Genomic DNA, 21,150 nt, shown 5'->3' with positions numbered 1-21,150 from the left:
TTGATATTTAAAGCAATAGATAAAAGGTGTTTTCATAATTTTAATTATTCTAACTCATTGATATAGTTCATAGATCTCATAGATATTTTTATTTTGTTTATAGATATGGATTCTATGAAGAATAAGAATTACACAAGTTTAGCTAACTTTATTTTTAAGTCTTAATTTATCAGCAATAATTGCAATAAATTCTGAATTAGTAGGCTTTCCTTTTTCAGTGTGAACTGTATATCCAAATAATTTATTTATAGCTTCAATTTGTCCTCTACCCCAAGCAACCTCAATTGCATGTCTTATCGCTCTTTCAACTCTTGAAGCAGTTGTGTTATATTTTTTAGCTATTGATGGATATAATTCTTTTGTTACTGCTGACAGTAACTCCATATCATTTACAACCATCATAATAGCTTCTCTTAAATACATATATCCCTTGATGTGTGCTGGCACTCCTATTTCATGAATTATAGCTGTAATTTCAGTTTCTAAATCCATAGGCTCTTTAGTTGGCATTTCACTTCTCATCATTCCAGATTGTCTTCTTACTGGTTCACTTGTTGTAGATCCAGTAAACATTTCTCTTATTCTTTTAGTAAATACATCCATATCAAATGGTTTTACCACATAATAATCAGCACCTAATGTTATTGCTTTTTGAGTAATCTTATCTTGCCCAACTGCTGATAAAACAATTACTCTTGGCATCTTTTCTAATTCCATAATATTCAATCTTTCTAATACCCCAAGACCATCTAAATGTGGCATAATTATATCTAACACTACTAAATCCGGTTTTCTTTCCTCAATTAGAGTTAATGCTTCTCTTCCATCCTTAGCAATCCCTATAACAACTATGTCTCTTTGATTTAAAAGATAATCATTTAAAATACTGCAAAATTCCTTGTTATCATCAGCTATTAGTACTGATATTTTTGATCCATTCATATTTTTCTCCCCTTATTCCCTTTTTTTCAATTCCCTAATTAATTAATTCTATTAAAGTTAAATTATTCCTTTTATTTCGAAGTATTTTTCAAAATAAACCTTAGTTTCATAAGTTTTTTTGTATATTTTGTTATAAGTAATAATTTAATATTATTATAACACATATAATATATGAAAGATAGATATTTTACATTATTTTGAAATTATTTTATTTTATCTCTTTATTTCATAATTGTGTTTAAATTAATAATAATTTTATATATTTTTTTACTTAATTAGTGTTTTAAAATTTATTTTTATCTATATTTAAACATATTTACCAATAAGTTAAATTTTTTCTATAATATATAACACTTGCAAATAACATTTATTACAATAAATAACTAGTCAAATATCCTTAGGATTTTTGACTAGTTATTTATTTTATAATTGAATATTTATATTTAAACTAATTTAAAACTCCAGCATCCTTTAACATCCATTCAATATAAATTCCATATCCTACATCTGGTTTATTTATTAAAACATGTGTAACTGCACCAACTAATTTATTATTTTGTATAATTGGACTTCCACTCATTCCTTGAACTATTCCCCCAGTCTTTTCTAACAATTCTTGATCAGTTACTTTTATAACCATACTTTTAGGTCCTGGTTCATCTTGAGATAATAATTTTACTATTTCTATATCATATTCTTTAGGACCTTTTTGATCTATTGAAGTAATTATTTTTGCTGGTCCTTCTTTAATTTCGCTTCTAAATCCAACTTTCATTGGTTTACTATATGATTCATTTATTATTGAATTTTCTGTTTTTCCAAAAATTCCTGATTTAGTATTTTTATCTATTGATCCTATACTTATTTTATCATTTATAAATAAACCTTTTAACTCTCCTGGTGTTCCTTTTTCTCCTTTTCTCACACTTAATACTGATGAAGATAATAACTCTCCTGTTTTTATTCTAAATGCTTTATTAGTATCACCATCTGTAATTGGATGTCCTAACGCTCCAAAAGTTGATGTTTCTTTGTGATAAAAAGTCAATGTTCCAATTCCAGCAGTAGAATCTCTTACCCATAAACCTAATTTATATTCTTCTTCTTCTTTTAATAAATTTACTTCTTTAGAAATTATTTTTTCATCTCTCATCAATTCCATATTTACCTTTTGGCTTTCACTATCTTTTATTTTTTTAGATAAATCTTTAGAACCTTGAATTTCTTCTCCATTAACTTTTAAAATTACATCTCCAAGTTCTATACCTGCATTTTGACCTGGACTAGAAACTTCACCTTCTTTTGTTTGCATTTCAAAGTGTCCTACAACCAAAACTCCCTCTGTAGATAGCCTAACACCTACACTACTACCACCTGGATAAACTTCTAAATCATTTACTTTTTGAACAGATACTGACTTCAATGGTATTAACCCTAAAAAACTTACTTTTAATTTATCTTTTGTATATTTTAGTTTATTGAATGTACTAATTTTCGGGAAACAAATATCGGAAGTTTGAACCGAATTATTAATATAAACAACTTCTGGTATATCCCTTAAACTAAGGAAAATTATTAATCCCAGAATCAATATTGGAGTCACTACTATACTGTATTTACTTAAACGCTTATATGACATATTATCTCCTCCTTTGCTTCTGTCTTTAAGTTTCCCTTTTAGAGTTTTTTATATGCTGTAGGAACATTGTTATAATAGTTAAATATTAATAGTTAAATATTAATAGTTAAATATTAATATTTAATTTAAATAAAAAAAATAGAACCACGGTAAATTACCATGGTTCTATTGTTTACATTATATATAATTCTTATGTATTTAATTATATAAATTTCTTATTTCATTTTTCTTTAATTCAGCAAATTCAACCATTTCAGATGCATTTTCTAAGGTTACCTCACTTATTTCATCTCCACCAATCATTTTTGCAATTTCCTTAATTTTATCATATTTAGATAAAGTCCTTATTTGGGTAAAAGTCTTACTATCTTTAACCTTTTTAGATACAAAATAATGACAATCTGATAAGGCTGATATTTGAGGAAGATGAGTTATACAAAGCACTTGATGTTTGGTAGATACTTGATACATTTTTTCTCCAACTCTTTTTGCGATAGTTCCACTTATTCCTGTATCTATTTCATCAAATATTAAAGTAGGTATTTTATCTTTTCCAACAAATACACATTTTAATGCAAGCATTATTCTTGATAATTCTCCACCTGATAATACTTTCTCTAATGATTTTAAAGGTTCTCCTGGATTAGTAGAAATTAGGAAAGTTACATCATCATAGCCTTTGCTATTAAACTCATCTATTAAATTAACATCAATTTTAATAATAGCTTTTTCTAACCCTACATAAGCTAATTCTTGTTTTATTTCATATTGTAGAATTTCTGCATTTTCATTTCTAATTAAATGCATTTTCTCTCCTAAAATCCTCATTTTTTCAATGATATTATTTGCTTTTTCTTTTAATTCTATAATTATTTGCTCTGAATTAACTAATTCATCACATTGATTCTTAAGTTTTGTATAATATTCAAGTACATCTTCAAGAGTTTTTCCATATTTTTTTTTATAAATACTTATCTCATATATTCTTGAATTTATTTTTTCTAACGTATCCTCATCATAATAAACTTCACTCATAAAATCTCTTATTTCTCTTGATACTTCTTCAATTACATAAAAAGCACCTTCAACTTGTTCTCTTTTATCTTTAATTTTTTCAAAATGTTCTTCTACAAAAGACAATTCATTTATAACCTTAGATAAGCCTTCTAAAACAGATACACCTTCTTTAGGTTCATCCAAATGAGCATAGGAATTTCCAAGAGCTAGAGAAATTTTTTCTGCATTTGAAAGACGATTAAACTCTTCAAGTAACTCTTGCTCTTCTCCAACTTTTAATTTTCCTTTTTCAATATCATCTATTTGAAATTTTATATAATCTATAAGTTTTTCCCTATCCTCATTTCCTCTTAATCTTTCGACTTTATCTTTTATACTATTATATTCATCTTTTAAAACAATAAATTTTTCTAATAAAGCATCTATTTTTTCTCCACAAAAACTATCTAAATAACCAATATGAGAAGATTTGTGTAGTAAATTTTGATTTTGATTTTGGCCATGTATATCAAGTAATTTTTCTCTTATTTTCTTTATACAACTAAGCACTACTGATTTACCATTAACTTTTATTATACTTTTTCCTGAAATTGTAGTTTCTCTAGATATTATTAGTATGTCATCAGCTTGAATTTCAAGTTCTTTAAGTGGTACATAAACATCCTCATTTTCTATAGAAAAAACAGCCTCTACAAATGTTTTCTGCTCTCCATATCTGATTAAATTTTTAGAAAACTTTCCCCCAAGAACATAATCTATAGTATCAATTAATATAGATTTACCTGCTCCTGTTTCACCTGATAGTATGTTAAAACCTTCTCCAAACTCAACAGATAACTCCTGAATTAAAGCAAAATTTTTAATGTTTAATTGCAATAACATTCTATCCCATCCTTCATATCCTTTATAAAATCATTTTTCTTACTTTACAGACTAATTCTTCTGCTTTTTCAATACTTCTAACTAATATAAATATAGTATTATCTCCAGCTATAGTTCCTGCAATTTCTGTAGGAATTAATATATCTATAGCCTCTGCCGCTGCATTAGCGGCTCCAGTTAATGTTTTTACAACTACAAACTTATCTACATTTTCTACTGATACAACTGCATTTGATAAAATACTAGATAGTTTATTGTTTATATCTCTTTGTTCCGTGGAGGATGCTATATATCTATAACTTCCTGAAGAACTTTGCATTTTTATTAATTTTAATATTTTTATATCTCTTGATACTGTAGCTTGAGTTACATCAAACCCATCATTTTTCAATTCATCTGCTAATTCTTCTTGAGTTTCTATATCTTTATCATTAATTATCTCTAAAATTTTACTATGTCTTCTAGGTTTCAATTTAATCACCTTCACATTCTTTAGAATTATTTAATATTTTTGTTCTTAGAACTTTAAAATAATCATAATCATCAAATAATACAATTTTTGCATATTCTTTTGATTTTTTGATTTTTATTAGAGCTTCTTTATTTGATTTAATGGCTTTTTGTCCATCAAAGGTTATATATATTTCCTCTTCCCCATTTTCAGCCATAATTTCTATTTCACTATCACTATTTAATACAATAGTCTGCATTCCTTTTGTATGTGCACATATAGGAGTAACTGTAATTACATCTACATCTGGATATACAAATGGTCCTCCCGCTGAAAAAGAATATGCTGTAGATCCTGTTGGCGTTGCAATTATAATTCCATCACCCTTAAAAGTATAATATCGTTTACCGTCTATAAAAACTTGAAACTTAACCATACGAGATAAAGTTCCTCTTGCAACAACAATATCATTAAGTGCATTACGACTATTTTTAATTTCTTTTATTGCTAAGTTGCACTCTAACATCATCCTATTTTGGATTTTATATTTTCCATTTTTCAACTTATCCATAGCCATATCTAATCCTGATATTTCAACACTTGATAAAAATCCTAGGTTTCCAATATTAATTCCAATTATAGGTGCATTACTTCTTCCTATTAGTTCTCTAGCTACACCTAAAATTGTTCCATCTCCACCTAGGACCATAATAATATCTATTTCTTCTTTAAAGTCATAATCAGAAATTTTATAACTATCTAAAACTACTATTTTAGAATCTGTAAATACTTTTTTAACTTTTTCTAGAACTAAATCTAGAATTTTATTTCCTTTATCCTTTAATGGATTTATAGCTATTATAATATTCTTCATAACTCCTCCAACACTTAGGGGTGCTAAAATAAAATAATAAGTAAAAGATTCTTAGGATATTTTGCACTAGCCCAAGATCCACATCTGCTCACATTGAGCATTTAAGGGTTATTTCGATTAAGCATAGTACATAATATATAAGAATCTCACTATTTATTTTTTTAAAGATCCCTTACTATTTAAGTTTATAATTGATTATGTGACATTTCTACTATTTCATCAATTTGTTCTATTTTGAAATTTGATGGTTTTTCTTTATTTTTTGTAAAATAAACAAGATATTCTCTATTGCCTTCTGGCCCTTTAATTGGAGAATAGCTTATCCCAAGTATATTTAATTCTTTTGATATTAAGTAATCAACTATTTTAGTTACTACCTCTTTATGAACATTTATATCACGTATAACACCTTTTTTACCAACTTTATCTCTTCCGGCTTCAAATTGGGGCTTAATTAAAGCTACAATTTCTCCATCTTCCTTTAAAAGATTTACAGTTGCTGGCATTATTGTTTTTAAAGATATAAATGAAACATCTATAGATGCAAAGTCTAATTTTTCTCCTATTTCTTCTGGAGTTACATATCTTATATTAGTTCTTTCCATACATACTACTCTTTCATCTGTTCTAAGTTTCCAAGCAAATTGTCCATATCCAACATCTACTGCGAAAACCTTACTTGCATGATTTTGTAGCATACAATCTGTAAATCCTCCAGTAGAAGCACCAATATCCATACAAACCTTATCTTCTAATATTATATTAAAAGACTTCATAGCTTTTTCAAGCTTAAGTCCACCTCTACTTACATAAGGAATCTCTTCCCCTTTAAATATTATCTCAGCATCTACATCAACTTTTTCTCCGACTTTATCCACTCTATGTCCATTTACAAAGATTTTACCTGCCATTATATTAGTTTTTGCTCTTTCTCTTGATGTAATTATACCTTTCTCTACTAAAAGTATATCTATTCTTTCTTTTTTAATTGACATGATAATCTCCTTTATCCTTGAAGTTCTATAATTGTTTCTGCTATTCCATCCCCATCAAGTTTTGCTTCTTTATATAATATGTTAACTGCTCCATGAGTAATAAAATCATCCTTAAACCCTAAAGCTTTAAACTTATTTTCAAATCCAAGTTCTACTAAATTCATTAAAACTGAATTACCAAAACCACCACTTATCATATTATCTTCTATAGTTACTATATTGTATTTATTATCAACAAGTTCCTTTAATAACTCTGTATCCTGTGGTTTGACAAAAGTTGCACTTATTATTAATGGATTTATTCCATTTTTTTCTAGATTTTTTTTTGCAAGAATTGCATGCTGTACCATTTTTCCTACAGCTATTATTGCAATTTTTTCTCCATTTATTATCTTTTCCCATTTCCCATATTTTATTTCAGTTAGTGGCTTAATATCTTTTAAAATATCTCCACCTCTTGGATATCTTATTGCAACTGGCATATTTGAATTTACAGCCCATTTAAGCATTATTGGTAAATCACCTAAACTCTTAGGTGCTAATATATTCATTTTAGGTATTTGATTTAAATATGAAATATCAAATATACCTTGATGTGTTTCTCCATCTTCACCAACTATACCAGCTCTATCTATTGCAAATGTTACAGGCATTTCTTGAATACATACATCATGTATAACTTGATCAAAAGCTCTTTGCAGAAATGTTGAATATACTGCAAATACAGGTCTTAATCCCTGACTTGCCATTCCAGCTGCTAATGTTGTTGCATGTTGCTCTGCTATTCCTACATCAAAAATTCTATTTGGAAATTCTTTAGCAAAGTCTTTAAGCCCAGTTCCATCTGGCATTGCCGCTGTTATTGCAACTATTCTATTATCTTCATTTGCTAACTCTATCATAGTATCCCCAAAAACCTTTGAATAATTTTCACTGGCTGAACTAATTACTTCTCCACTTTCTAAGTCAAAAGCTCCTACACTATGAAATTTACCTGGATTTTTTTCAGCTAGTTCATAGCCTCTACCCTTTTGAGTTATAGTATGGATAATTACAGGTCCTTCTATTTGTTTAACCTTTTTAAATACTTCGTTCATCATATCTATATCATGTCCATCAATTGGGCCAATATATTTAATACCCATATCTTCAAATAGCATAGATGGAACAACAACTTGCTTTATTCCGTCTTTAATTTTGCTTAAATAATAAGCTACTCGTTTTCCTGTATTTGATAATTTTAGCGAGGTATTTATGTTTGATTTCAATTTGTTATATTTAGGATCAACTCTTATTTTATTAAAATAACTAGATAATCCACCTACATTTTTAGAAATGGACATTTGATTATCATTTAAAATAATTATCATTTTAGTTTTATTAAACCCTACGTCATTTAAAGCTTCAAAAGCCATCCCACCAGTTAAAGCTCCATCACCTATAACTGCAATAACTTCGTTATCTTCACCTTTAATATCTCTAGCTCTTGCCATTCCAAGAGCTGCTGATAGTGAGGTGGTACTATGACCTGTATCAAACGAATCATATTTGCTTTCACATCTTTTAGGAAATCCACTTAACCCACCATATTGTCTAAGTGTGTTAAACATCTCTTTTCTTCCTGTTAATAGTTTATGAATATAACTTTGATGACCAACATCCCAAACTATTTTATCTTTCTCTAGATCAAAGCTTTTAAATAAACTTAAAGTTAGCTCTACAACTCCTAAATTTGATGATAAATGTCCACCTGTTTTAGATAAACTATCTATTAAAAACTCTCTTATTTCAACTGATAAAGTTTCTAATTCTTCATTAGATAACTTTTTAACTTCATCTGGACAATTTACTCTATCTAATAACTTAATCATATTTTATCATTCCTTACGTTAAAATTCTCTATTTAATAATTCTAGGGTAAGTTCTTTTAAAACCTTAGTATCTACTGAAATCTTATTTAATAATTCTAAACTCTCCTTTGTAAGTGAGTTGCATTTTTCTTCACAATATTCTAATCCAAATACTGTTACAAAGTTTGATTTATGATTATTTTCATCACTTTTAATATTTTTACCAAGTTTTTTCACATCACCTACTAAATCTAGTATATCATCTTTTATCTGAAATGCTAATCCTAATTTTTTACCGAATTCACTTAAAATATGAGAATCATACTCTGAGGCTTCTGCCAGTATTGCTCCAGCTTCTATAGAAACCCTTATAAGTTCCCCAGTTTTCTTTAAGTGCATATATTCTAATTCATCTTTAGAAATTTTTTTACCCTCATTTATTATGTCAACAACTTGCCCTCCAATCATACCTTCTGGGCCTGCTGCTTTTGCAATTTCTCTACTTGCCTTTAATGCTCTTTCCCCATTTTTTAAAGAATAATCCATCATTAACATCATAGCTTCATTTAGTAATGCATCTCCAGCTAATACTGCAATATCTTCTCCAAATTTTTTATGACTTGTAGGTTTCCCTCTTCTTAAATCATCATTATCCATACAAGGTAGATCATCATGTACTAATGAATATGTGTGAATCATTTCAATGGCACAAGCCATATCTATTACATCCCGCCAATCTTCTTTATATAGATTATAGGTTAATAATGTTAATATTGGGCGTATTCTTTTTCCACCTATATTTAAACTATAGCTTGCGGCCTCATAAATTATTTTATTGTATGTGCCTTTGCCTTCAAAATAATCTTTAATATATTTATTTATTTCTTCTTTGCACTCATTAATTATCATTTCCATTATCAATCTCCACTTCTACATTTTCTTTAATGGTAGTTAATTTCCCTTCTAATGTATTTAGTGTTTTGTAAATTTTATTTACTAGTTTTACCCCAACTTCATATTCTTTCATTGCATCTTCTAAATTGAGTTCTTTTTCTTCTAGATTTTTCAATACTTCTTGAAGATTAATTACCATATCATTATAATTATCTTTCTTTGCCATTTTAACCTCTCCTTAATCCAAAGGGTTAAATACCCCTTTAACAAAGCCATCTTTTAAAATTATATTTATTTGAATTTCTTTATTTAGCTTTTCTTTTTCAGATATTACATTTTTATTATTATCTTGGACTATTGCATATCCTTTAGATAATATATTCATTGGGTTATAAGCTTGTAATATATCATTTAGAGATATTACTTTTATCTTTTCTTTTTCTATTTTATTAGCCATTGTTCTACTTAATCTTTCTTTTAATCCATCAACTTCTAAATAACTGTTTACTATTTTATTTAAAGGGCTATTTAGCTTTAGTATTCTACTTAAACTATTAACCTTATTTTTTTCTTCTGAAATCCTATTGTTAATTAATTCGTTTATTCTTCGCTCTATTTGATTTAAACCTAGCAACATATCACTTTCCAAAGGAACTGCAAGTTCTGCTGCTTGTGATGGTGTTGATGCACGTAAATCAGATACAAAATCTGATATAGTGAAATCAACTTCATGTCCTACTGCTGATATTATAGGAATGTTAGACTTAAATATTTCCAGCGCTAGTTCTTCTTCATTAAAGTTCCATAATTCTTCAATGGAGCCTCCTCCACGTCCTATAATTATTAAGTCTACACTTTTTTCACTATTGAAGTATTTAATACCTTTAATTATTGATTTATATGCTCCTACACCTTGAACCTTAGCTGGATATAAAACAATGTCCACTATGGAACTTCTAGTGCGCGTTACGTTAATTATATCTTTAATAACAGCTCCTGTTTCTGATGTGACTACTCCTATTCTCATTGGCATAACTGGAATAGCTTTTTTATATTCTTGATCAAAGTATCCTTTTTTTAACAATTTATCTTTTAGCTTTTCAAATTTAATGTGTAGTTCTCCAAGTCCTTCTTTTCTTATATCATTACAATATAATTGAAGTGATCCATTCATTGGATAAATAGAGCAGCTAGCGCTTATTACAACTTCCATACCCTCTTCAAGCCTAAAATCTAGATCATAAGCTTTTCCTTTAAACATAACACAATTAATTTTACCATTAGAATCTTTTAATGAAAAATATATATGTCCACTTGTATGATATTTCAAATTAGAAATCTCCCCTTTTACAGAGAGATTATTTAAAATAAAATCATTATCTAAAATTTTCTTTATATAATTGTTTACTTCTGAAACTGATAACGTCTTAATTCTCATGTTTTTCTAAAGCCTCACATGCATTTTTTATTAGTAATGTTGTAGTTAAAGCTCCCACTCCACCGGGTACTGGTGTTACAAAAGATGCTTTATTTATTACATCATCAAAATCAACATCACCTGTTATTTTACCTTCAAAGGAAGATGTTCCAACATCTATAACCACTGCACCCTCTTTTATATATTCAGAGTTTATAAACTTAGGTTTCCCTATTGCAACAATAAGTATATCTGCTCTTTTACAAACCTCTTTAATATTAGAGGTTCTTGAATGACATATAGTTACTGTAGCATTTTTATTAAGTAATAATTGAGCTACAGGTTTTCCAACTATATTACTTCTACCAAGTACTACAACTTCAGCTGATTCTATAGTTATATCTAAGCTTTCTAACAAAGTTATAATTGAGTTTGGTGTACACGGCAGAAAACTGTTTCCACCAGTATAAAGCTTACCTTGACTTTCAAATGTTAAACAATCTATATCCTTATATGGAGAAATTGTTGAAATAATTTTTTTTTCGTCTAAGCCTCTTGGAAGTGGCACTTGTAACATTATTCCTTGAATACTATTATCCTTGTTTAATTTATGTATTAAGTCTATTATCTCTTCTTCAGAAATAGTTTCTTCAAGTAATATTTTATCAAATTTACATCCAAGAGAAGTAGCTACCTTTTCTTGACTGTTTAGATAGTAAATAGATCCACCATCTTCACCAACTAATATAGATGCTATTTTAGGAATAGTTAGCCCACTTTTATTTCTTTTATTAATGAAAGTTTTTATTTCTTCTTTTATTACACTCGCAACTTCTCTACCATTTATTATTTGCCCCATTTTTCATTTCCCCTTTATATGACTTTACATTTTTTTAAATGTATTATCTAATACTCCGTTTATAAATGCTACACTCTTCTCATCTGAATATATTTTCGTAAGCTCTAGAGCCTCATTAATTGCAACTTTTTCTGGAACATCCTCTAAATATAACATTTCTGCTACAGCTAATCTTAATATAGTTAAATTAACTTTAGATATTCTATCTAGCTTCCAATTAACTAAGGCTACAGTAATTTTTTCATCTATTATTTCTTTGTTTTTTTCTACAACCTCTAAAATATTTTTTATGTATTCAACATCTATTGTTTTAAGTTTCATTTCGTACTCTTCTATAAAATGCTCTATTGTTTCCTCTAAAGTATTTTTACTTAAAGTCATACCAAAAAGTAATTCCATTGCTATTTCTCTTGATTTTTTTCTATTCATAATATCCTCCTGCGTAACTGGTTTTAATGTTATTATGCACTTTTGAAATGTATAATAATCATTTGTGTATTATTATTATAATATATTTTAACACAAGGTACCATACCTTGCCATAGTAGATAGTAACACATAAGCGCTTAATTATCAATTAACTGAATTTTATTTTTTCTTATATCTAGTCATTTGCGGTAAATATACCTTATATATATGCTGTATAAACTAAAAAGGTAGGTCAAAGAATTATCTTTAACCTACCTTTACCAATATTAACGTTAATATTATTTAAACTATATTGATTTTTAAACTAAAAATTATGTTTAAAACTTAAAAGTCTAGTTATTTTCTTTAGTTTCTTCTTTGTCTTCTTTTTTTTCTTTTTTCGCTTGATAAATGCTTTGAACATTTACGTTTATAAAATCTACTTTTAACCCTGTCATTGCCTCAACTGTTTTTTTAACATTTTCTTGAACAGCTTCAACAACTTCTTTAATTTTTAAGCCATATTGCACTGATACATTTAAATCAATAGTAGCGCTATTTTCACCTAAGGTAACTTTAACACTTTTGCCTGAGCTCTTTTTTGACTTTAATAAATTTGATATATTATTACCAACACCCTGTTGAAACTCTACTACCCCTTGAATTTCTTCAGTAGCAATACCTGCAATCACACTTACAACTTCATCAGAAATTTTAACAATTCCAATATTTACATCATTGTTCAAATTTTCCATTTTCTTTTCCCTCCTTGATGTTTTGTAACAAACAAAACTCCTTTTTCTTATGTTTATTATATCAAACACATTATTATATTACAATAAATTATTTCTTAGGCTCTATTATAACTTCGCTCATACTAGAAACGTCCTCAACTATTTCTTGAATTGCACAAGTTTGATCTTCTGTTAATTGTTCTTCTGCTTTCAAAACTACTCTAACCTTATTTCCTTCGATAAAACAAAGAACATCTTCAAACCCTTTATTCTTAACATTTAATTCTATTCTTCCTTCTTTATCTTTTATCATTATTTTTTCTTGTAATTCTGTTGTTGCAATATCTTTCTTTTCTTGCGAAATATTTTTATCCTCGCTTATAGATTTTAATTCTTGAGTTGTAGCTGCATTTTGTTGTTCCTTAGTGCTTCTTTGTGAAAAGAAGTAATCTTGACTTGCTAAAGTTTCCTTATCACTTTTCTTTTCATTTTTCTCTGCTTTTTTATCTGCTTTTTCTTTTTCCTTTGCTTCCTTTTCTTGTACCTTTGCATCAGCCTTCTTGTCTGCTTGTTCTCCCTCACCGGCTAAAACTTGACTTAAATCAGTTGGATCAGTTAACCCATTAGTGTTTAATTTTGCTGATAACACTCCTACACATACTATAAGAGCCATTAGCGTAAAGATAATTCCAAATTGTTTTTTTGTCATAATTTTTTCCCCCCATCTACTTTCTATTGAATTATATGCTAACTTTCCATAAGATATACATTAACTTTATCTAAAGATATTTCATAAAGTCTCGATACTGCCATTTGAATATCATATTTTATTTTACTGTTCCCAGCACCTTCTGCCGCTACTATTATCCCTGTAATGGTAGGATTATTAGTTTGAAGAATTACAGGTTCATTGTCTCCATCTAAGCTCTTCATAACAACCTTGCTTCCATCTGTTTTTTGATCATTACGCCTAGTTCCTCCTTCCCTATCTGTTTCTTCCGTAACTGCTACTTGATTATTATTATCTACAGCAGGAATCTTAACTTCTCCACTTTTGAAATGCATCATAACTTCAACTTCTCCAACCCCCTCAATCTTTTTAAGTATACTTTCAAGTTCACTTCTTTGCTTTTCTTCATATTTTTGAGTTTCTATATTAATATTTTTAGTATTTGTATTTGTTTCCTCAACTGTAACTGAACTATTTGTTGTCTTTGATTTATCTTTTTTATTATCTGTAAAAAAACTAATTACAATTAATAAAAAAGCTAATATTAAAACAACAACTACAGCATCTTTAATTTTTTTATTATTAAGGATATTTCTTATATCTTTTTTTAGATCCTCTCTTTTCATCTCACCACTCCTATTTTTCCTGCTTATATATTTCTATATTTTTAGCTTTTATATTTAAAATTTGTTCTAGGTAAATTTTAATTTCTGTTTCTCCATTAACTTCCTCTTCTTTAGTTTGTGAACCTATAACCGCACTTGAATCTGACCTATTTATTTCAATCTTTTGTATTTTTTTTATACTATCATCCTTAACTCCTATTTTCACTTTATCTATTTCATATGTCATGTTTTTAATATCGATATTACAGCTTATGTCACTTTCAAACTCTCTTCCCTTAAATTCTTCTTCAAGTAATTTATTACAGTTTTTATTTAAGTTATTTTTAAATGACTCCTCTCTATTTCTATCTACCCTTCCTTTATCCTCATTTTTATCCATTTTAACGAACTCTTTTTCATATCTATTGATTTCGTTTATTACTTTAGTTTCTCCTTTTGAAAATAAGGATACAATTGGAGTTAGCATAACAGAAATAAGTATTAGTCCTAGAACAAAATTTATATATTTTTTAATACTGTTATCTGGAGCTATTAATTCCACTGCTGTCATTAAAATTATTGTTGTTACTAGTGTTGTTATAAATGCAGATATACTCTCCATATTTATCCCCCTATAACAAATTTTCCTGCTGATGCCATTATAGCTAACAATATAAAGAACATAAGACTTACAGATAAAACACAAGACATTATGAGAATAAGAGATTCTCCCGCAGCGTTTATAGAACTTGTAATTCTTTTATCACTTATTGGTTCTATTAATGCTGCTGATAATTTATATACTAATGCCAGTAAAATAAGTTTTAAAACTGGATATAGCATAAGTAGTATTATTACAATAAGCCCAATTGAACTAATTGCATTTTTAATTATTAAGGAATATCCTGCAACCGCTGCAATTGCATCTGAGAATGATTTCCCTACTATTGGTATGAAATTATCTATTGCAAACTTAGCCGTCTTTAAAGTTACTGCATCTATTGTAGAAGATGTTATTCCTCTAACTGTGAGCAATCCTATAAATACGGTTAAGATAATGCCTTGTAACCATAATGTTATTTGTTTTAGCAATTTACAAAGGTTATCTATTTTATGTTCACTAGACATATTATTTGCAAATTGTAATACAAAGCTCATTAAAATAAGTGGTATTATAACATTTAAATAAATTCTAGGAATTATTAAGGTAGCTCCAAGTATAATTGGATCCATTGTAGCTGCCTGAGTAAAACCACCTGCCGAGCCTAACATTATTACCAATATAGGTAATAATGCCGACATAAAATCTGATATTTTAGTTATAACATCTGTTGCTATAGTTAACGAAACTAAAAAACTTTTACTTAAAATAACTATTAACATACAATAGCAAGCATAAAAAGCAATATTAGATATGCTTTCATTTGAAAATGATGCTTGCAAATTTTTAAGTAATGAACATATTATGGCAATTACCACTATTGATATAGAAAGTGATAATACTGTCTTTACTTCTTTAAAAAGAAAGCTTACTATTGCTCCTCCAACTTTTTCAAAGGATAAATTACCTTGTCCACTTTCTAAATAGCTTTTAAAATACTCAATTGGATCTAATTCATTCATTAATTCCACATCTGATTTCATATTATTTATATATTCATATAAACCATCTATTTTATCTTTAATTTCCTCATCTTTCATTAATTCACTATTTTCTAAATTATTTTTATATTCATCAAATACGCTTTTTTCACTAGTATGTTCTTCTGCATAAACAACTCTATATGGATTTATTAATACCCAAGTAAAAATAATCATACCTGTAACTATTATTATAAAAACAACTTTATTTATTTTTTTCATAATTACCACCTACAACATCTGCAGTATAGTATCTAATACTGCCATTAAAATTGGTATTGCTAAGCCAAGTATTAATATCTTGGCAGAGAAGTCCACCTTTGACGCTATGCTCGAAGCACCTGCATCTTTACATATTTCACTACAAAAGGAGGCTAAATATGCTATAGCTAATATTTTAAATACTATGCCTATATAAACACTATCGATATTTGCTCTATCAGCTATATTTTTTAAAAAATATATTACATCACTTAATTGACCAATTATAAATAGAAAAATTATAATTCCTGCTACTAATGCTATTAATATTGATAAATCATTTCTTCTATCCTTAAATAATAAAAATATAGATAAGGCTACAAATGCAAAAGCTACTATTTTAAATATTTCCATATTCTTCACCTACAACATAAACATAGTCTTAACTGAATCAAACAAATTAGCAATTAGCCCTATTACTGTTAGAAGTATAATAACAACTCCTGCGATATTAGTAATTACCGCAATATCTTTTTTCCCACTGCTTTCAAGAACCTTATCTAATACTATTAATAAAATTCCCATGGCTCCTATTTTAAATAAAATATCTACATTTAGCATAATAAATTCCCCCTCTTTTTCACATTAAGAATACAGCGAGCATAGCTCCAACACATATTCCTAAGGATCTGTACATCTTTGTATTTTTATTTGCTATAGTTTCTGATTTTTTACAATTTAGTTTTATATTCTCTATAGTTAAATTAAAAATTTTATCTTGTCCAAAAACACCTGATTCTCCTAGTTCTCTAGTAAAATCAGATAATATTTTTTCATCTTCCTCTATAATAAAAAAATCTTCTTTCATTTTTCTATACTCATCTTTAAATGCATGATAAACTGTTTTGCTTTCACCATTTATTAGTTTTTCTGAAACTCTTAAAAGTAGATTTCTTAAATGGCAACTTGTTTTTTCAGAGACGTAATGAAGAGCTTGTGGTACTGGAGTATTACCATAAATAACTTCATTATTAAGTATTAAAAGCGAATTTAGTATATCATTCAAATCTCTATACCTACCTTTAAATTTTTCTCCATAATAAAACCCTATATAAGTACTTGCACAAAATATTATGCCTATTGAAATCATTTTAAGCATTTAACCTCCCCCCCCAGTCCAACCGCATACATATTTTCTATTGTTCCAACTCCATTTTTATTAGATAAAATAACTATTCTATCTAATATTGAATTATCAAGGAGTTCTTTAAACACCTTTCTTTTGTAAATATCATCTATACTAAACCCATGAAGAGTAACCACTACGTTAACTCCTGAATTAAAAGCCATAAGAAGGGCTTCAATGTCTCCCTTTGTTCCAATTTCATCACATATTAAAACTTCTGGTGATAAGCTTCTAATAGCCATGAGCATGCCTTCTCTTTTAAGACAATTATCTAATACATCTGTTCTAACACCTACATCCATTTGTGGTACACCATTAAAACAAGCAGCAATTTCACTTCTTTCATCTATTATTGAAACTTTTTTACCACTTAAATTAATAATATTCATTCCATAAGATACATTTCTTGCTATATCTCTAAGTATGGTTGTTTTTCCACATTTAGGCGGGGCCACAATTAATGTATTGTATATCCTATTATTCTTTGCTATATATTTCATTACCTCATTAGATGACCCTATAACTTCTCTACATATTCTAATATTTAGAGATGATATATTTTTTATAGTCCTAATTATTCCACCTACTATTACACACTCACCTGCAATACCTATTCTATGACCACCCTTTATAGTAATATACCCCTGTTTTATTTCTTCTTCATATGCGTAGAGTGAATAGTTAGATATCTTAACTAATATTTGCTTTATATCCTCTGCAGTTACTGTGTACTTAAGTATCCGTTCTCCTTTAAAGGAGTTTAGTATTATAGGTTTTCCTACCTTTATCCTAATTTCTTGAATTTTATCACTTTGAAAATACCCTCTAATTTCGCTACTAATTTTTAATGGCAAAACTTTTAATATTTCATCTTCATAAATAATATTCCTCACTTCCTTTTCTATAGTTCTCTTATACTTGATCTCTAAATAAATAACTAAACTTTGTTTCACATACTTAATTAATATTCATAACAATAATTAAATATGTAAATTATTTTAAATTAACGCAAAAAAAATCTCAGTTTACTTTAAACTGAGATTTTTTATTATTTTTTATTAAAATAATAACTTTTATTCTATTTAGATATATTCAAAAATAACTAGTCAATATGTATAATGGATTCTCAAAAAAATAACTAGTCTATTGAATTTTCATTACAAAATGGACAAGGAATACTTTTATTATTTTCTAAAGCCTCTTTTTCAACAAATAGCGGTTTATTGCATTTATTGCATTTTATTTCTACATATTCATCTTCAAAATCTTCTAAATCTTCTAATGATACTTCCTCAAATAATTCATCTTGTAAATCTGTTAAATCCTCATCAATAAATTGAATATTTTCTTCTATGGATTCTTGTTTTACTAATGTTTCTTCTACTTTATTAGAAATACCTTCTAATAAAGCGTTTATATCACCAAATATTTCTTTATATTCTCTATTTTCCAATTTGTTAATTTTATCTTTTAAACACTCTAATATTTCTTGAATCTCTATCATTTTAACACTTCCTCTAGCATCTTAGTCATCTCCATAAAATAACTAGTCAATATATTTCCATAAGGGATCTTCCGATACTTTAATTTAAATTATAATTTCATTATATCATTATTTACATTTTTCTGTAACTAATTTAATTAGTTATTTGAAAAAATGCTAAGTTCCTAAGAACTTAGCATAAATTTGAGGTTACACTCTTTCCATGTAATCTCCGGATCTTGTATCAATTCTTATAACATCACCCTCGTTAACAAACATAGGTACATAAACGATAGCTCCTGTCTCAAGTGTGGCTGGTTTAAGAGCATTTGTACTTGTATTCCCTTTAACTCCTGGATCTGCTTGAGTTATTAATAATTCAACAAAGTTTGGAGCTTCAACTGAGAAAGCTTCTTCCTTATAGAACTTAATTACTGCAAACATATTTTCTTTAATATACTTTATAGCTTCTTCAACTTTTTCAAAATTTAAAGGAATTTGTTCAAAAGTCTCTTGATCCATAAAATAGTATAATTCTCCATCTGAATAAAGATATTGCATTTCTTTTCTTTCAATTACAGCCTCTTGTAATTTTTCAGTTGGGTTAAAAGTTTTATCTGTAACCCCTCCTAATATAACATTTCTAAGTTTTGTTCTTACGAATGCTGCCCCTTTACCTGGTTTAACATGTAAAAATTCAATTACTGTAAAAACTGAGTGATCATGCTCAAATGTTGTACCTTTTCTTATATCTCCTGCTGAAATCATAAAATTTCCCTCCATAATTAGCTTTTATTAATTATTTATAATAACATATTGTTATTAATGTTATAAACAGTATGTAGTTTAAAACATAACAAAGATATTTTATCAAAATTAATAGATAAATGCAATTGTTTAAATAAACTTAATTTATCTTTAAAATAATTATTTACTTTTCAACTCTAATTCTAGCTCCACTCTATTATTATTAAAAGTCATATTGTAACTTTTAATAATAAAATTTTCTAACAATTTTAAATCATATAAGACTTCTTCTTTTGCACCATTTATTTTTATATTAATAATCCATCCAGTACCCTCTCTTTTTATATTAGTTAAATTATAATTTTTTAAATTACTTAATGATTTATCAATATCTTTAATGTATATAGGGTCTACTTCTGCTGAACTTATAACTGGCTTACTTTCTTCTATTTTATTATTTCTTACTATAAATAATATTATGCCTTGCATAAATGTAATTAATATTGTTAATGTTATTATAAAGTTTTTTTTATTTTTCACCTTTTTCATTCCTCGTTATTCCTAGAATATAATATTTTTTTTCATTTTGAGTTATATTATCAATAGACATACTTTCTTTTTCTTCCAATGAATATAATTTTTCTATAGATTTTATCATCATTGTTCCACTATTATTTTTAACAGTTAATTCTTCTACATCTTTATCTATTTCATTTATCCACTTAATAATTGATTCCTTAGAAACCTCTTGTTCAATAGGTTTAGCAACTTCAATTTCCTTTGGTTTTTCTTTTTCAAATACCCTTTCAATAGTTACAGGAATAATAAATAAATTTATTATTATTAAATATATTACGCCTTTCCTATTCCCTTTATTTTTTATGTTTTCTGAATTTTCAACATAGTTTCTTGGTATAAAATTTTTGTTTTTTAAATAATTTTTCATTTATTGTCTCTCCAATTTTTAAATATTGAATTTCTTTTAGATCTCCAATTTTATTTTTTTCATTTATATTAATACTTATATCAAAAATAACTTCCTTATTTATTTCTATATATTTATCTAATTCCTTAAAAACACTATCTATGTCTTTATTAACGAATCCATTTATAATAAATCCATCTTCAACATTTATTAAATAATATATACCTCTTATTTTTGTTACTGAAATAAAATTTCTATACCTTTTAAGTTTATTGTTTATAAAATCTTTTATTTTAAATTGAATTGGAACTACCGAGAGGATGTTAGCACCGTATGCAATTTTTTCTACTGCAATACCTTTTTTAATTGAATATATATAAATCTTATTTATTCCTTTTATAAAGTCATAATGAAATAGTAAATCATCTCCAACTGAAAAATCCTTTATTATAATATCTTCAACAAATTTTTCTAGTGAAACCTTACTTTCTTCAAAATTATACACTTTAACCAAAAGAGGTTCTTCCATTATAACAGCTTCTCTGTTGCCACCTAGTTTCTCATTAAGCTTCATATGGTCTGTGTAATCATATAAAGCACCTTTATATATATACCCCTGCTTTTCTACGCCAACTATATTTTTCATAATATTACCTTCCTTAAAATTAAT

Annotated in this window: 26 protein-coding genes; all 26 read right to left on the bottom strand. The window is 27.3% G+C overall.

Going from position 1 to position 21,150, the window contains the following annotated elements; all coding sequences use genetic code 11:
- Positions 1–138: 138 nt before the first annotated feature.
- Positions 139–942 (bottom strand): sporulation transcription factor Spo0A, encoded by an 804-nt coding sequence (gene spo0A / locus J1C67_RS14780; RefSeq protein ID WP_089965737.1) that lies wholly within the window; start codon positions 940–942, stop codon positions 139–141.
- A 448-nt stretch (positions 943–1,390) separates the two neighbouring features.
- Complete coding sequence (spoIVB, locus tag J1C67_RS14775) at positions 1,391–2,581, bottom strand: SpoIVB peptidase (protein WP_089965734.1); 1,191 nt, start codon at positions 2,579–2,581, stop codon at positions 1,391–1,393.
- A 198-nt stretch (positions 2,582–2,779) separates the two neighbouring features.
- Complete coding sequence (recN, locus tag J1C67_RS14770) at positions 2,780–4,480, bottom strand: DNA repair protein RecN (protein ID WP_167865018.1); 1,701 nt, start codon at positions 4,478–4,480, stop codon at positions 2,780–2,782.
- A 22-nt stretch (positions 4,481–4,502) separates the two neighbouring features.
- The gene (locus J1C67_RS14765; RefSeq protein ID WP_089965730.1) at positions 4,503–4,952 is read right to left on the bottom strand and encodes an arginine repressor; all 450 of its coding nucleotides are present in this window, start codon (positions 4,950–4,952) and stop codon (positions 4,503–4,505) included.
- A gap of 1 nt (position 4,953) precedes the next feature.
- Positions 4,954–5,805 (bottom strand): NAD(+)/NADH kinase, encoded by an 852-nt coding sequence (locus J1C67_RS14760; protein ID WP_089965727.1) that lies wholly within the window; start codon positions 5,803–5,805, stop codon positions 4,954–4,956.
- 185 nt (positions 5,806–5,990) lie between these two features.
- The gene (locus tag J1C67_RS14755) at positions 5,991–6,800 is read right to left on the bottom strand and encodes a TlyA family RNA methyltransferase (RefSeq protein ID WP_089965725.1); all 810 of its coding nucleotides are present in this window, start codon (positions 6,798–6,800) and stop codon (positions 5,991–5,993) included.
- 11 nt (positions 6,801–6,811) lie between these two features.
- On the bottom strand, positions 6,812–8,668 hold the full coding sequence (gene dxs, locus J1C67_RS14750; protein WP_167865318.1) for a 1-deoxy-D-xylulose-5-phosphate synthase: 1,857 nt from the start codon (positions 8,666–8,668) through the stop codon (positions 6,812–6,814).
- Positions 8,669–8,689: 21 nt separating this feature from the next.
- Positions 8,690–9,559 carry a polyprenyl synthetase family protein gene (locus tag J1C67_RS14745; RefSeq protein ID WP_175490777.1) on the bottom strand — a complete coding sequence of 290 codons (870 nt, stop codon included), beginning with the start codon at positions 9,557–9,559 and terminating at the stop codon, positions 8,690–8,692.
- Positions 9,549–9,770: an exodeoxyribonuclease VII small subunit gene (gene xseB / locus J1C67_RS14740; protein ID WP_167865017.1), complete on the bottom strand. Its 222-nt coding sequence runs from the start codon at positions 9,768–9,770 to the stop codon at positions 9,549–9,551. The genes J1C67_RS14745 and xseB overlap by 11 nt, the downstream gene beginning before the upstream one ends.
- Positions 9,771–9,782: 12 nt before the next feature.
- Positions 9,783–10,982, bottom strand: a complete 1,200-nt coding sequence (xseA, locus tag J1C67_RS14735; RefSeq protein ID WP_167865016.1) for an exodeoxyribonuclease VII large subunit — start codon at positions 10,980–10,982, stop codon at positions 9,783–9,785.
- Positions 10,972–11,820 (bottom strand): tetrahydrofolate dehydrogenase/cyclohydrolase catalytic domain-containing protein, encoded by an 849-nt coding sequence (locus J1C67_RS14730; RefSeq protein ID WP_167865015.1) that lies wholly within the window; start codon positions 11,818–11,820, stop codon positions 10,972–10,974. The genes xseA and J1C67_RS14730 overlap by 11 nt, the downstream gene beginning before the upstream one ends.
- A 24-nt stretch (positions 11,821–11,844) precedes the next feature.
- Positions 11,845–12,249: a transcription antitermination factor NusB gene (nusB, locus tag J1C67_RS14725; protein ID WP_089965713.1), complete on the bottom strand. Its 405-nt coding sequence runs from the start codon at positions 12,247–12,249 to the stop codon at positions 11,845–11,847.
- A 332-nt stretch (positions 12,250–12,581) separates the two neighbouring features.
- Entirely contained in the window at positions 12,582–12,983 is a 402-nt protein-coding gene (locus J1C67_RS14720) for an Asp23/Gls24 family envelope stress response protein (RefSeq protein WP_089965710.1), read from the bottom strand.
- Positions 12,984–13,071: 88 nt separating this feature from the next.
- Complete coding sequence (locus tag J1C67_RS14715; protein WP_089965708.1) at positions 13,072–13,671, bottom strand: SpoIIIAH-like family protein; 600 nt, start codon at positions 13,669–13,671, stop codon at positions 13,072–13,074.
- A 38-nt stretch (positions 13,672–13,709) separates the two neighbouring features.
- Entirely contained in the window at positions 13,710–14,318 is a 609-nt protein-coding gene (spoIIIAG, locus tag J1C67_RS14710; protein WP_089965706.1) for a stage III sporulation protein AG, read from the bottom strand.
- Between the two features lie 10 nt (positions 14,319–14,328).
- Positions 14,329–14,919, bottom strand: coding sequence for a stage III sporulation protein AF (gene spoIIIAF, locus J1C67_RS14705; protein WP_167865014.1), 591 nt, complete (start codon positions 14,917–14,919; stop codon positions 14,329–14,331).
- A 2-nt stretch (positions 14,920–14,921) separates the two neighbouring features.
- Entirely contained in the window at positions 14,922–16,160 is a 1,239-nt protein-coding gene (gene spoIIIAE / locus J1C67_RS14700; RefSeq protein ID WP_167865013.1) for a stage III sporulation protein AE, read from the bottom strand.
- 9 nt (positions 16,161–16,169) lie between these two features.
- Positions 16,170–16,553, bottom strand: coding sequence for a stage III sporulation protein AD (gene spoIIIAD, locus J1C67_RS14695; RefSeq protein ID WP_089965697.1), 384 nt, complete (start codon positions 16,551–16,553; stop codon positions 16,170–16,172).
- 9 nt (positions 16,554–16,562) lie between these two features.
- The gene (gene spoIIIAC, locus J1C67_RS14690; protein WP_089965694.1) at positions 16,563–16,760 is read right to left on the bottom strand and encodes a stage III sporulation protein AC; all 198 of its coding nucleotides are present in this window, start codon (positions 16,758–16,760) and stop codon (positions 16,563–16,565) included.
- A gap of 19 nt (positions 16,761–16,779) precedes the next feature.
- Entirely contained in the window at positions 16,780–17,298 is a 519-nt protein-coding gene (gene spoIIIAB, locus J1C67_RS14685) for a stage III sporulation protein SpoIIIAB (RefSeq protein ID WP_167865012.1), read from the bottom strand.
- A complete protein-coding gene (gene spoIIIAA, locus J1C67_RS14680) occupies positions 17,286–18,209 on the bottom strand; it encodes a stage III sporulation protein AA (RefSeq protein ID WP_089966523.1) in 924 nt (307 codons plus the stop codon). Before spoIIIAA ends, spoIIIAB begins: the two co-directional genes overlap by 13 nt.
- Positions 18,210–18,463: 254 nt before the next feature.
- Positions 18,464–18,829: a CD1247 N-terminal domain-containing protein gene (locus tag J1C67_RS14675; RefSeq protein ID WP_167865011.1), complete on the bottom strand. Its 366-nt coding sequence runs from the start codon at positions 18,827–18,829 to the stop codon at positions 18,464–18,466.
- 189 nt (positions 18,830–19,018) lie between these two features.
- Entirely contained in the window at positions 19,019–19,576 is a 558-nt protein-coding gene (gene efp, locus J1C67_RS14670; RefSeq protein ID WP_089965686.1) for an elongation factor P, read from the bottom strand.
- Between the two features lie 159 nt (positions 19,577–19,735).
- Entirely contained in the window at positions 19,736–20,095 is a 360-nt protein-coding gene (locus tag J1C67_RS14665) for a hypothetical protein (protein WP_139164808.1), read from the bottom strand.
- Entirely contained in the window at positions 20,085–20,501 is a 417-nt protein-coding gene (locus J1C67_RS14660; protein ID WP_167865010.1) for a hypothetical protein, read from the bottom strand. The genes J1C67_RS14665 and J1C67_RS14660 overlap by 11 nt, the downstream gene beginning before the upstream one ends.
- Positions 20,452–21,126: a hypothetical protein gene (locus tag J1C67_RS14655; protein WP_089965679.1), complete on the bottom strand. Its 675-nt coding sequence runs from the start codon at positions 21,124–21,126 to the stop codon at positions 20,452–20,454. Before J1C67_RS14655 ends, J1C67_RS14660 begins: the two co-directional genes overlap by 50 nt.
- Between the last annotated feature and the right edge of the window lie 24 nt (positions 21,127–21,150).

The organism is Clostridium gasigenes (assembly GCF_017348895.1).
Taxonomy (GTDB): domain Bacteria; phylum Bacillota; class Clostridia; order Clostridiales; family Clostridiaceae; genus Clostridium; species Clostridium gasigenes.
The sequence above is the reverse complement of the archived record's forward strand: the minus strand, read 5'-3'. Positions and strand labels throughout refer to the sequence as shown.